Origin of the sequence: Actinokineospora sp., from assembly GCF_052390155.1 — a bacterium.
GTDB lineage: Bacteria > Actinomycetota > Actinomycetes > Mycobacteriales > Pseudonocardiaceae > Actinokineospora.
Genome location: NZ_JBQTHF010000028.1, coordinates 77,147 through 89,588, shown reverse-complemented (window position 1 = coordinate 89,588; position 12,442 = coordinate 77,147). Strand labels below are relative to the sequence as shown.

General features: G+C 72.0%; 11 protein-coding genes. 6 read left to right on the top strand and 5 right to left on the bottom strand.

What is annotated here, in order from left to right:
* Positions 1-6 precede the first annotated feature (6 nt).
* On the bottom strand, positions 7-930 hold the full coding sequence (locus ACT4N7_RS10805) for a PAC2 family protein (protein ID WP_444828512.1): 924 nt from the start codon (positions 928-930) through the stop codon (positions 7-9).
* A gap of 51 nt (positions 931-981) precedes the next feature.
* Here ACT4N7_RS10805 and metH point away from each other — a divergent pair, with 51 nt between their 5' ends.
* Both metH and ACT4N7_RS10795 read left to right on the top strand, forming a co-directional pair.
* Positions 982-4,542 carry a methionine synthase gene (metH, locus tag ACT4N7_RS10800; RefSeq protein ID WP_444828511.1) on the top strand — a complete coding sequence of 1,187 codons (3,561 nt, stop codon included), beginning with the start codon at positions 982-984 and terminating at the stop codon, positions 4,540-4,542.
* Positions 4,543-4,574: 32 nt separating this feature from the next.
* Positions 4,575-5,216: an HAD family hydrolase gene (locus ACT4N7_RS10795; RefSeq protein WP_444828568.1), complete on the top strand. Its 642-nt coding sequence runs from the start codon at positions 4,575-4,577 to the stop codon at positions 5,214-5,216.
* A 196-nt stretch (positions 5,217-5,412) separates the two neighbouring features.
* Here the strand turns inward: ACT4N7_RS10795 and ACT4N7_RS10790 are convergent, their stop codons facing one another.
* Positions 5,413-5,970, bottom strand: a complete 558-nt coding sequence (locus ACT4N7_RS10790) for a TetR/AcrR family transcriptional regulator (RefSeq protein WP_444828510.1) — start codon at positions 5,968-5,970, stop codon at positions 5,413-5,415.
* Positions 5,971-6,023: 53 nt separating this feature from the next.
* Here ACT4N7_RS10790 and ACT4N7_RS10785 point away from each other — a divergent pair, with 53 nt between their 5' ends.
* From ACT4N7_RS10785 to hisG, 3 genes are read left to right on the top strand one after another with little or no spacing between them, the layout of a single operon-like run.
* Complete coding sequence (locus ACT4N7_RS10785) at positions 6,024-6,452, top strand: DUF3995 domain-containing protein (RefSeq protein WP_444828509.1); 429 nt, start codon at positions 6,024-6,026, stop codon at positions 6,450-6,452.
* Between the two features lie 53 nt (positions 6,453-6,505).
* Positions 6,506-6,769: a phosphoribosyl-ATP diphosphatase gene (locus tag ACT4N7_RS10780; RefSeq protein WP_444828508.1), complete on the top strand. Its 264-nt coding sequence runs from the start codon at positions 6,506-6,508 to the stop codon at positions 6,767-6,769.
* A gap of 44 nt (positions 6,770-6,813) precedes the next feature.
* Positions 6,814-7,659, top strand: coding sequence for an ATP phosphoribosyltransferase (gene hisG, locus ACT4N7_RS10775; protein WP_444828507.1), 846 nt, complete (start codon positions 6,814-6,816; stop codon positions 7,657-7,659).
* A 51-nt stretch (positions 7,660-7,710) separates the two neighbouring features.
* On the opposite strand, the gene ACT4N7_RS10770 is transcribed toward hisG, so the two are convergent.
* The 3 genes from ACT4N7_RS10770 to ACT4N7_RS10760 all read right to left on the bottom strand — a co-directional run bounded on the left by ACT4N7_RS10770 (position 7,711) and on the right by ACT4N7_RS10760 (position 11,159).
* Entirely contained in the window at positions 7,711-9,186 is a 1,476-nt protein-coding gene (locus ACT4N7_RS10770; protein WP_444828506.1) for a S8 family serine peptidase, read from the bottom strand.
* Between the two features lie 300 nt (positions 9,187-9,486).
* Positions 9,487-10,266, bottom strand: coding sequence for a thioesterase family protein (locus tag ACT4N7_RS10765; RefSeq protein ID WP_444828505.1), 780 nt, complete (start codon positions 10,264-10,266; stop codon positions 9,487-9,489).
* Complete coding sequence (locus ACT4N7_RS10760) at positions 10,266-11,159, bottom strand: RecB family exonuclease (RefSeq protein WP_444828504.1); 894 nt, start codon at positions 11,157-11,159, stop codon at positions 10,266-10,268. The genes ACT4N7_RS10765 and ACT4N7_RS10760 overlap by 1 nt, the downstream gene beginning before the upstream one ends.
* Before the next feature lie 88 nt (positions 11,160-11,247).
* On the opposite strand from ACT4N7_RS10760, the gene ACT4N7_RS10755 reads away from it, so the two are divergent.
* Complete coding sequence (locus ACT4N7_RS10755) at positions 11,248-12,384, top strand: site-2 protease family protein (RefSeq protein ID WP_444828503.1); 1,137 nt, start codon at positions 11,248-11,250, stop codon at positions 12,382-12,384.
* Positions 12,385-12,442 lie beyond the last annotated feature (58 nt).

The following is a 12,442-nucleotide window of genomic DNA, read 5'->3' as shown; positions in this document are numbered from 1 at the left end:
ACCGCCTCACACGCCGGTCGGGCCCGGGCCCGACCCGCCCCGCCCGGAACCGCCGGGCCGCCGCCTGCGCAGGTAGCGCTCGAACTCGGCCGCGATCGCGTCGCCGCTGGTCTCGTTGAGGGTGTTCTGCGCGTCGCCGCGCTCCTCCAGGGCGCGCACGTAGTTGCGCACGTCCTCGTCCTCCTCGGCCATCTCGCTGACCGTGTGCTGCCACTCCTCGGCCTGCTCGGGCAGCGTGCCCAGCGGCACCTCCACGTCGAGCACCTCCTCGACCCGGTGCAGCAGGGCGAGCGTCGCCTTGGGCGAGGGCGGCTGGGAGACGTAGTGCGGCACGGCGGCCCAGATCGAGATCGCGGGCACCCCGGCCTGCACGCACGCGTCCTGCAGCACGCCGACGATCCCGGTGGGGCCCTCGTAGCGGGAGCGCTCCAGGCCGAAACGGGCCGCCGACGTCGCGTCGTAGGCGGTGCCGGTGACCGGGACCGGGCGGCTGTGCGGGGTGTCGGCCAGCAGCGCGCCGAGCGTCACCACCGTGTTCACGCCGAGGTCGTCGATGTGCTGGAGCAGCTCGGCGCAGAACTTGCGCCAGCGCATGTTCGGCTCGATGCCGTGCACCAGCACGATGTCCCGATTCGACCCGGGCGGACGACACACCGACAGCCTCGTCGTCGGCCAGTCCACTCTCCGGCTGACCCCGTCCACCATGCGGACTGTGGGTCTTGTCACCTGGAAATCGTAGTAATCGTCTGGATCGATCTCCAGCAGCGGACTGGCGTCCCAGGTGAGCTGCAGATGCTCGATCGCGGTGCTCGCGGCGTCTCCCGCGTCGTTCCAGCCCTCGAACGCCGCCACCATGACGGGGTCGACGAGATCGTGCTGCCCGGCCGGGGGCTCGTGGTCGGCAGGCTTCTGCGGGTCTGGAGCTGTCACTGCGCAAGACTACGACGCTGCCCCGGTGGACGGAGATCGTAGGCTGGGGACATGCCGGACAGCACCCCGTCGCCTCTGCTCGACGCCCTCGCCGACCGTGTTCTCGTGGCCGACGGCGCCATGGGGACCATGCTGCAGTCCTTCGACCTCTCGCTGGACGATTTTGCCGGCCTCGAAGGCTGCAACGAGATCCTCAACGTGACCCGGCCCGACGTGGTACGCCAGGTCCACCGCGGGTATCTGGAGTCCGGGGCCGACGCCGTGGAGACCAACACCTTCGGGGCCAACCTGGCCAACCTGGCCGAGTACGACATCCCGGAGCGGATCTTCGAGCTGTCCGAGTCGGGCGCCCGGCTGGCCAGGGAGGTCGCCGACGAGTTCAGCACGGCGAGCCACCCGCGGTTCGTGCTGGGCTCGGTCGGCCCGGGCACCAAGCTGCCCACCCTGGGCCACGCCCCGTTCGCCACCCTGCGCGACGCCTACCAGGAGCAGGTGCGCGGCATGCTGGTCGGCGGGATCGACGCGGTGATCGTGGAGACCTCGCAGGACCTGCTGCAGACCAAGGCGTCGATCATCGGCGCCAAGCGCGCGATGGCCGCCGAGGGTCGGGTCGTCCCGATCATCACCCAGGTGACCGTGGAGACCACCGGCACCATGCTGCTCGGCTCCGAGATCGGCGCCGCGCTGACCGCGCTGGAACCGCTGGGCATCGACCTGATCGGGCTCAACTGCGCCACCGGCCCGGCCGAGATGAGCGAGCACCTGCGCACACTGTCCAAGCACTCCCGAATCCCGCTGTCGGTGATGCCGAACGCGGGCCTGCCCGAACTCGGCCCGAACGGCGCGGTCTACCCGCTCGGCCCGGAGGCGCTGGCCGCGGCGCTCGCCGGGTTCGTCACCGAGTTCGGCGCGCGGCTGGTCGGCGGTTGCTGCGGCACCACCGGCGAGCACATCCGGCAGGTCGCCGCCGCCGTGCGCGACCTCGCGCCCGGTCCCCGACGCCCTCGGCCGGAGCCGGGGGTGTCCTCGCTCTACCAGGCGGTGCCGTTCCAGCAGGACTCGTCGGTGCTGGTCATCGGCGAACGCACCAACGCCAACGGCTCCAAGGCGTTCCGCGACGCCATGCTGGAGGGCAGGCTCGAAGACTGCGTGGAGATCGCCAGGGCGCAGACGCGCGACGGCGCGCACATGCTCGACCTGTGCGTCGACTACGTGGGCCGCAAGGGCGCCGTCGACATGGCCGAGCTGGCCGGTCGGCTGGCCACCGCCTCGACGCTGCCGCTGATGCTCGACTCCACCGAGCCCGACGTGCTCCAGGCGGGCCTGGAGCGGCTCGGCGGGCGCTCCGCGGTCAACTCGGTGAACTACGAGGACGGCGACGGCCCCGAGTCCCGGTTCCACCGCACGATGGAGCTGGTGCGCGAGCACGGCGCCGCGGTCGTGGTGATGTGCATCGATGAGGAGGGCCAGGCCCGCACCAGTGACCACAAGGTCCGCATCGCCACCCGGATCATCGACGACCTGGTGCGCGACTGGGGCATGCGGGTCGAGGACATCATCGTGGACACCCTGACCTTCCCGATCACCACCGGGCAGGAGGAGGTCCGCCGCGACGGCATCGAGACCATCGGGGCGATCGGCGAGCTCAAGCGCCGCTACCCGAAGGTGAAGACCACCCTCGGCGTCTCCAACATCTCCTTCGGCCTCAACGCCGCCGCCCGCCAGGTGCTCAACAGCGTGTTCCTGCACGAGTGCGTGCAGGCCGGGCTGGACACGGCCATCGTGCACGCGTCGAAGATCATTCCGATGGCCCGGGTCGCCGACGAGCAGCGCGCCGTCGCGCTCGACCTCGTCTACGACCGCCGCCGCGAGGGCTACGACCCGCTGCAGCGGCTCATGGAGCTGTTCGAGGGCGCCACGCTGGCCTCCTCGAAGGAGACCCGCGCGCAGGAGTTGGCCGCGCTGCCGCTGTTCGAGCGGCTGGAGCGGCGGATTGTCGACGGCGACCGCATCGGCCTCGACGCCGACCTCGACGCCGCCTTGCAGGAGCGGCCCGCGCTGCAGATCATCAACGACACGCTGCTCTCGGGCATGAAGACCGTCGGCGAGCTGTTCGGCTCCGGGCAGATGCAGTTGCCGTTCGTGCTGCAGTCGGCCGAGGTGATGAAGGCCGCGGTGGCCCACCTTGAGCCGCACATGGAGAAGACCGACGACGACGGCAAGGGCCGCATCGTGCTCGCCACGGTCAAGGGCGACGTGCACGACATCGGCAAGAACCTGGTCGACATCATCCTGTCCAACAACGGCTACGACGTGGTCAACCTGGGCATCAAGCAGCCCATCACGACCATCCTCGACGCCGCGGAGGAGCACCGCGCCGACGTCATCGGGCTGTCCGGCCTGCTCGTCAAGTCCACGGTGATCATGAAGGAGAACCTGGAGGAGATGAACTCCCGCGGCGTGGCCGCGCGCTGGCCGGTGCTGCTCGGCGGCGCCGCGCTCACCCGTGCCTACGTCGAGAACGACCTCACCGAGATGTACTTCGGCGACGTCCGCTACGCCCGCGACGCGTTCGAGGGCCTGCGCCTGATGGACGCGATCATGGCAGCCAAGCGCGGCGAGTCGCCGTTGGTGGACGAGGAGATGCAGGCGAAGGCCGCCGAACGCCGGGCGCGGCGCGAGCGGTCGCTGCGCATCGCCGCGGCCCGCAAGTCCAAAGAGGACCCGGCGGAGACCGCCGACCCGGCCGCCCGGTCCGACGTCGCCACCGATGTGGCGCTGCCGTCCCCGCCGTTCTGGGGAAGCCGGGTCGTCAAGGGTGTTCCGGTCGCGGACTACGCCGCCATGCTGGACGAGCGCGCGACGTTCATGGGCCAGTGGGGCCTCAAGGGCGTGCGCGGCGGCGCCGGACCGTCCTATGCGGACCTGGTGGAGACCGAGGGCAGGCCCCGGCTGCGGTACTGGATGGACCGCCTCGCCACCGAGGGCGTGCTCGCGCACGCCGCCGTCGTCTACGGCTACTTCCCTTGTGTGGCAGAGGGAAACGACCTCGTGCTGCTCACCGAGCCCGCGCCCGACGCGCCCGAGCGCACCCGGTTCACATTCCCGCGCCAGCGCAAGGACCGCCGGATGTGCCTGGCCGACTTCTTCCGCCCGCGCGAGCAGGCGCTCGCCGCGGGCGAGGTCGACGTCGTCGGGCTCAGCCTGGTCACGATGGGCCAGCCGATCGCCGACGTGGCCAACGAACTGTTCGCGGGCGATTCCTATCGGGACTATCTGGAGGTGCACGGCCTCGGCGTGCAGCTCACCGAGGCGCTGGCCGAGTACTGGCACCGGCGCATCCGCGAGGAACTGCGCTTCGCAGGCGGCGCCGCACTGTCCGAAGAGGACCCGGCGGACATCGAGGAGTTCTTCAAACTCGGCTACCGCGGTGCCCGCTTCTCCCTCGGCTACGGCGCCTGCCCCGACCTGGAGGACCGCGCGAAGATCGTCGACCTGCTCCAGCCGGAGCGCATCGGGGTCAAGCTCTCCGAGGAGTTCCAGCTCCACCCCGAGCAGTCGACCGACGCGATCGTGCTGCACCACCCCGAAGCCAAGTACTTCAACACGTGAGGGCCGGGCTGCCCGCCGCGGTGCTGTGGGACATGGACGGCACGCTGCTGGACTCGGAGAAGCTCTGGGACGTCCCGCTGCACGAGTTCGCCGCCAAGCTGGGCTTCGAGCTGTCCGCCGAGACCCGGACGGCCATGGTCGGCACCAACGTGCCGACCACCATGGCGATGCTGTTCGGCGAGGCGGGCATCGAGCCGACCGAGGACGACGTCCGCGAGGCGATGGTGTGGATCGACGGCCGGATGGCCGAGTTGTTTCGCACCGACGCCGCGTTCCGGCCGGGCGCCCCCGAGGCGCTGCGGGCGGTGCGGGACACGGGTGTCCCCACGGCGCTGGTCACCTCGACCGAGCGCGCGCTGGTGGAGATCGCGCTCGACACCGTGGGCCGCGAGTTCTTCGACGTCGTCGTCTGCGGCGACGAGGTCGACGGGCTCAACAAGCCGCTCCCGGAGCCCTACCGCAGGGCGGCCCGCCTGCTCGGCGTCGACCCGGCAGGCTGTGTCGCCATCGAGGACTCGCCCACGGGCGTCGCCTCGGCGGTGGCGGCCGGGTGCACGGTGCTGGTCGTGCCGTGCGAGGTGCCGGTGGAACCGGGGGAGCGGCGGATCTTCCGCGATTCGCTGGTCGGCGTCGGCCCGGACCTGCTCCGCACCCTGGTCGCGGCGTCCGCGTGACGTTCGCCTGCCCCACCAGGAGTGAGGCAGGCGGCGCACGCCCGCCACCAACACCGCACACGAGCCGCAGGAGCAGGCAGGGTCGAAGTCGGGATGTCGGGGCGACCTCGTCGGCTCACCGGGCCTGCTGTCCGACACTGCGTCGAGGGCGCGGCGGCCCCGCTGGGGTCAAGATCGTCAGCCGGGCCGTCCGTTGTCACGGGACGAGCGTGTCGATCAGGTACGCCAGGGCGTCCGGGTCGCCGGTGGTTTCCGGGGCCTCGCGGGGTGCCGCCCGGCGCAGCTCGGTCCAGCCGACATAGGTCGAGTAGGTGACCACGGCCTGTAGGCGCGCCTGTTCGGCGGACAGCCCGGTCTCGCCGAACAGGGCCGCGAGGTAGGCCAGCCTGCGCTCGGTGACCCGGTGCAGCACGGGCGCGACCACCGGGTCGTCCGCGTGCGCGACCAGCGCGGGCTCCAGCCCCTCGGTCGGGTCCTCGGTGAGCGCGATTCGGAACAGCTCCCGCAGCCGCAGTCGCGGGTCATCGATCGCGGCCACGCGTCGGATGACCGCGAGCGTGCCCTCTTCCTCCCACCAGTCGAGCGCGGCCCGCAGCAGTTCGCCCCGGCTGTCGAAGTGCCAGTAGAAGCTGCCGCGGGTCACGCCGAGTTCGCCCGCCAGCGGGTCGACCGCGACCGCGGCCACACCGCCGCGGGCCAGCGCGCGCAGGGCCGCTGTGATCCAGTCGGCACGGGCCAGTCTGGGTTTCGCCACGGTCCATACAGTAGTGTACGGATGACCGTACAGTGGTGTATGGAAGGAGTGTCATGACAGTCGTCGGAGGAATCGCCGCGGTGGCGTTGGTGCTGGTGGGGGCGCTGCACGTGGTCTGGATGTTCTCCACCTGGCCGGTGCAGACCAGGGCCGAGTTCGCCCGCCGGGTCGTCGACGTGCCGGAGGAGCGCCTGCCCAGCCCGCCGCTCACCGGCGCGGTCGCGTTTCTGCTGTTCGCGGGCGGCTACCTGGTCGCCGCGCGCGCCGGGATCGTCGGCGGCGTCGGCCCCGACTGGCTCGTGCCCGCGGGCGCGGCGACGGTCGCGGCCGTGCTGCTGCTGCGGGGGCTCTCCGGCCTCGCGGTCTCCGCGCGCCGCGACACCGAGTTCGCGTGGTGGGACCTGCGGATCTACGCCCCGCTGTGCGTGGTGCTCGGCGGGCTGTGCGCCGCGGTCGCCCTCGGGGCGAATCCGTCCGGGTGACCTCGGACCCCATGGTGGCGTCCGGCGCGAGCGGGATGGAAGGATCATCGCTCGTGAAGACGTTCGACGAACTGTTCGACGAACTCAGCGAGCGGGCACGGACCCGGCCGGCAGGCTCGGGAACCGTCGAGGCGCTGGACGCGGGCGTGCACGCCCAGGGCAAGAAGGTCCTCGAAGAGGCGGGCGAGGTGTGGATCGCCGCCGAGCACGAGACCGACGAGCGACTGGCCGAGGAGGTGTCGCAGCTCCTCTACCGCGTGCAGGTGCTGATGATCGGGCGCGGCCTGACCCTGGCGGACGTCTACCGACATCTCTGACCGGTAGACCGCCATCGCACCCCTCGACCGGAGGAACACCACCCATGCTGCGCGTCGCAGTCCCGAACAAGGGGGCGCTGGCCGTCGCCGCGTCCGACATGCTCATCGAGGCGGGCTACCGACAGCGGCACGAGCCCCGCGACCTCACCGTCATCGACCCGGACAACGAGGTCGAGTTCTTCTTCCTGCGCCCCAAGGACATCGCGATCTACGTCGGCTCCGGCGAGCTCGACCTCGGCATCACCGGCCGTGACCTCGCGCTGGACTCCCGCGCCAACGTCACCGAGAAGCTCGCCCTGGGCTTCGGCGGCTCCACCTTCCGCTACGCCGCGCCCGCGGGCCAGGACTGGAAGGTCGGCGACCTGCAGGGCAAGCGGCTCGCCACGAGCTACCCGCGGCTGGTCGCCGACGACCTGGCCCGCCAGGGCGTCACCGCCGACGTGATCCGGCTCGACGGCGCGGTGGAGATCTCCATCCAGCTCGGCGTGGCCGACGCGGTGGCCGACGTGGTGGGCTCCGGGCGCACCCTGCGCCAGCACAACCTGGTCGCGTTCGGCGACCCGATCTGCGTGTCCGAGGCCGTCCTCGTCCAGCGTGCCGACGCGGCCCCGTCCCCGGCCCGCGACCAGCTCGGCGCCCGGCTGCAGGGGGTCGTGTTCGCCCAGCAGTACATGATGCTCGACTACGACTGCCCGCGATCGCTGCTGGCCGCGGCCATCGAGATCACCCCCGGCCTGGAGTCGCCGACGGTGGCGCCGCTGGCCAGCGCGGACTGGGTGGCGGTGCGGGCGATGGTGCCGCGCAAGAAGGTCAACGCGATCATGGACCGGCTGGCCGCGGTCGGCGCCAAGGCCGTGCTGGCCTCCGACATCCGCGCCTGCAGGCTCTGACGGACGGGCCCGTGGGCGCCATCGCCGATGGCGCCCACGGGCTTCGTTCACCTACTGGAACCGGTGCCAGTAGACCTGGCCGCTGGGTCCGTAGAGCACGATGTTGCTGTCGTCCTGGACCACGAACGTGCTCGCCAACGTGCCGTGCGAGTTCGTGTGCCACAGGGGTTGGCCGGACCCGGTGTAGATGACGACGTTGCCGTCGCCCTGGAAGATCAGGTACGCGCCCGGGTTGCCGTGCGTGTTCGTGTGCCACAGCGGCTGGTTGGCCTGGTTGTAGAGCACGAAGTTGCCGTCGCCCTGCATGGCGAGCAGGTAGGCGCCGTTCGCCGAGCGCAGGGACTGGTCGGGCTGCAGGCCCTGGCCTCGGACCAGCCGGTCGTTCGCGGGCGGCGGCGGGGTGACGGAGCCGACGTAGAGCAGCCGGTTCGGCGATCCAGCGCCCGGGTTGGTGATCTTGTTCAGGGTGGCGTCGGCGTAGAGCTTGCTCGCGACCTGTTGCGGGCTCATGCCGGGGCTCGCGCCCAGGATGAGCGCCGCGCCGCCCGCCACGTGCGGGGACGCCATCGACGTGCCGCTGATGGTGTTGACCGCGGTGTCGCTGGTGCTCCAAGCCGAGGTGATGTTCGTGCCCGGGGCGAAGATGTCGGTGCAGGTGCCGAAGTTCGACGACGACGAGCGGGCGTCGGTGATCTGGGAGTTGTTGACCGTGATCGCCTCCGGCGTGCGGGCCGGGGTGAAGTTGCACGCGTCGGAGGCGCTGTTGCCCGCGGCGAGCGCGTAGACGACGCCGTCGGCGATGGAGGCGCGGATCGCGTTCTCCAGCGTGATGTTGGTGCCTGCGCCGCCGAGGCTCATATTGGCCACCGCAGGCCCGGACGTGTGGTTCCCGGTCACCCAGTCGACCCCCGCGACCACGCCTGCGAAGCTGCCGGAGCCGGTGCAGCCGAGCACCTTGACCGCGGTGAGTGCCACGCCTTTGGCCACGCCGTACGCCGCGCCGCCGAGTGTGCCCGCCACGTGGGTGCCGTGGCCGTTGCAGTCGGTGTTGTTGCCGTCCCCCACGGTGTTGGTGCCGAAGACCGCGCGGCCGCCGAAGTCCTGGTGGGTGGTGCGGATGCCGGTGTCGATGACGTACGCGCGGACGTTGGTCGCGGTGTTCGGGTAGGTGTAGCTGCTGTTCAGCGGCAGATCCCGCTGGTCGATCCGGTCCAGCCCCCACGACGGCGGGTTGGGCTGGGTGCCGGTGATCGACACGGTGCCGTTCTGCTCGACCCTGGCGACCGTCGGGTCGGCGGCGAGCCTGCGGGCCGCGGTGGCGGTCATCGTGCCCGCGAACCCGCGCACGGCGTGCTCGTAGGTGTGCTCGACCTTCGCGCCGTGTCTGCTCGCGAGTGTGCCGACCAGGGACCGCACGCCCTGGGGCGCGGCGGCGTCCCTGAGTGTGACGATGTAGCTGTCCTTGATCGCGTTCGGGTTTCCGGTACCGAGGACCGTGCCCTCGGCGAACGCGGGCGACGCCGTCACGACGGTGGCCGCGACCGCGGTGACCGCGGCTATTCCGAGACCGGATAACCACCGATTCCGGGCAGCGCGAGAATGCGACATTTCGGTTGCTCCCTCAACGACGAACCATGGAAACAGGGGCGTCCGCGCGAACGTGAGCGGACCATACGGGCGCCCTCCGACCTGCCGCAATGACCTGAATGCGACTTGACGACCACCGTCGGAAGCGATCAACGCGGCCTAGTCGACTACGGCTAACGGCCACATGCAGAGTGCGTCGAATGGCGCAATCGCCATTCGGGACGCGGCACCGGAGTGGATCTAGCGGGGGCGGACCAGGAGGGCCTGGGCGCCGCGGGCGAGCGGCCCGCCGCGGTCGTGCAGCACGCTGTACGCTGCGCCGACGCCGTTCGCGCCGATGACGGAGTGGGCGTCCAGGCAGATCCACTCCCCCTCGGGGAGGCGTTGGATGTGCACGGTCAGCTCCGGGTTGATGAAGTACCACTGGCTGGGGTTGAGCAGGCTGGACACCCCGTTGCCCGAGTCGGCCAGCACGAGCAGGCGCTGCAGGGCGGTGGGGGATTCGCCCGCGACCAGGTCCACCCGCTGGCGGGCCCACACCGTGGCCGGGCCCGGTGTGCCGAGGTCGCCCACGATGGCGCGCCACTCCAGGGCGTCGAGGTATCCCGGACCCCAGCCCGGCGGCCTGCCCATCGGGGTGCCCGTCTCGGGGCCCGCGAGCGGGGCGGCGTCGTCGGGGGTGTGGACCGAGGACGAGTCGGACCGGGTGATCCGCCACGCCCGGGCGCGCACCGCCACCCGGTCGCCCGCCCGCAGTTCGGCAGCGAGCAGCTCGACCGACTTGCCGGGGCGCTCCACCTCGGCGTGCACGGTCAGCTCGGCGACCGGCACGGGACCCAGGACCTCCATCGTCACCCGCGCGATCGAGCCGGGCGCCGCCGACGGCAGCGACTCCAGCTCACGGGCCAGCAGCGCGGTCGGCGGGCCCATGTGCTGGCTCTCGGCCGTCCACGGGCCCGCGGTGTGCGCCGTCGAGGCGTACCGGCCGCCGCCGAGGTGTTCGTAGAACGCTTCGCCCATCAGTCCGCCCTGTCCAAGACCGTCTCCTCGCCCGGGTCTGGCTCGGGCCAGCCCGGATAGTCCGGGGCAGTGCCGCCCCAGGCCGGACAGATGGCCTGGTGGGAGCACCAGTCGCAGAGGCGGCTCTTGTTCGGGCGGAAGTCGCCGGTCGGCGCGGCGCGCAGGATGGCCTGCCAGATGGCGTCCAGGGTGCGCTCGAACCGGGCCAACTCGGCCTCGTCCGGGGTGTAGGCCAGGCTCTGCCGGTCCGCCAGGTACATCAGCCGCAACTGCCGGGGGACCACGCCGCGCAGCCGCCACAGGGCCAGCGCGTAGAACTTCATCTGGAACAGCGCCTTGGCCTCGCCGATCTCGCGCGGCGCCGTGCCGGTCTTGTAGTCCACCACGCGGATCTCGCCGGTCGGGGCGATGTCGAGCCGGTCGATGTAGCCGCGCACCAGCACCCCGGAGGCCAGCTCGGTCTCCACCAGCAGCTCGCACGCCGCGGGCTCCAGCCTGCGCGGGTCCTCCAGCTCGAAGTACCCGTCGAGCAGCCCGGTCGCCGAGTCGAGCCAGCGGTCCCGCTGCTCGGGCACGTCCGCGGCGTCGTCGAAGATCGCGGCCAGCTCGGGGCTCTCCTCGACCAGGCGCGCCCACGTCGGCGCCAGCAGCGCGCGGGCGCGGGCGGGCACCCGCTCGGCGGCGGGCAGGCCGTAGAGCTGCTCCAGCACCGCGTGCACCACGGTGCCCCGGACCTGCGCCTGGGTGGGCCGCTCGGGCAGCCGGTCCACCGCGCGGAAGCGGTACAGCAGCGGACACTGCTTGAAGTCGCCCGCCCGTGACGGCGACAGGGCAGGCCGACGCCGCGCCTGCGCCTGCGCGGGGTCGGTGTCCGTTCCGGGTCCAGACAACATGCCCAGACCATAGTGTCGACCACCGACACCCGACCGGCGGCCACGCGGATCACCGCCGTCCCACACGCACCGGCCTACGCTGTGCGAGGTGTCGAGCACCACCTACCCGGCTTCGGTCCCGCACGGGGGCGGCCTGCTGCTGTTTCGCTACAGCGGCGTGCCCGTCGTGCTCGCGCCGTCCTGGTGGCTCGGCTCGGCCGCCGTGGTGGTCTTCTACGCCCCGCTGGTCGGCAGGCTGCTGCCGGGCGCCTCGCTGCTCACCTCGATCCTGCTCGCCGCCGCGTTCGCCGTGCTGCTGGGCGCCTCGGTACTCGCGCACGAACTGGGCCACTGCGTTGTCGCCCTGCGGCTCGGCCTGCCGGTGCGCAGACTCCGGCTGTTCCTGCTCGGCGGCCTGTCCGAGATCACCCGCACCCCGCGTAGACCGGCGCATGAGGGCGTCGTCGCCGCAGCGGGCCCGGCCGTGTCGATCCTGCTCGCCGCCGTGTGCGGACTCGGGCTGCTCGTCATGCCCGCCGAGGGGCCGGTGTGGCTGCTGGTGCTGGAGTGCGCCTTCGCCAACGTCGCCGTCGCCGCGTTCAACCTGCTGCCCGGCCTGCCGCTGGACGGCGGCCGGATGCTGCGCGCCGGGGTGTGGGCGGTCACCGGCAAGCGCGGCACCGGCACCCGCGCCGCCGTGGTGGGCGGCTGGGTGGTGGCGGGCCTGCTCGTGCTGTGGGCGCTGTGGGGCCTGGCGGCCGAGAGTCCCGACCGCTGGCTGCGGCTGGGTGTCTGCCTGCTCACCGCGTGGTTCGTCGTCGCGGGCGCGGGCGGTGAACTGGCCGCCGAACAGCGCCGCACCTGGCCCGTGGGACTGCGCCTCGCCGACCTGGTCCGCCCCATCCTGCAACTCCCCGCCGAGAGCCCGGTGGCCGACGCGCTCGCCGCCGCGGCGGGCCGCGGCGTGGTCCTGGTCCGGGCCGATGGCGTGGCCGCGGGCCTGCTCGACGAGGTCGCCGCCAGGAAGCTGGCCGCGCGGTCGCCGTTCTCGCCCGCCGAGCACGCCGCCGAGCCGATCCGGCCCGAGTCGGTGCTGCTGGCCTCCGAGCCGGGGGAGGACATCGTGGAGCGCGTCCGCGAGACCGCCGCCTGGCAGTTCGTCGTCGTGGACGACGAGGGCAGGCCCGCGGGCGTGCTGTACCGGGAAGACCTGCGCGCCGCGCTCGCCGAGCGAGGGGTTGGCTGACACCGCCGCGCACGGCTCTGCGACGATCTCTCGTCGGTCCAGGTCAGACGAAGGCGAG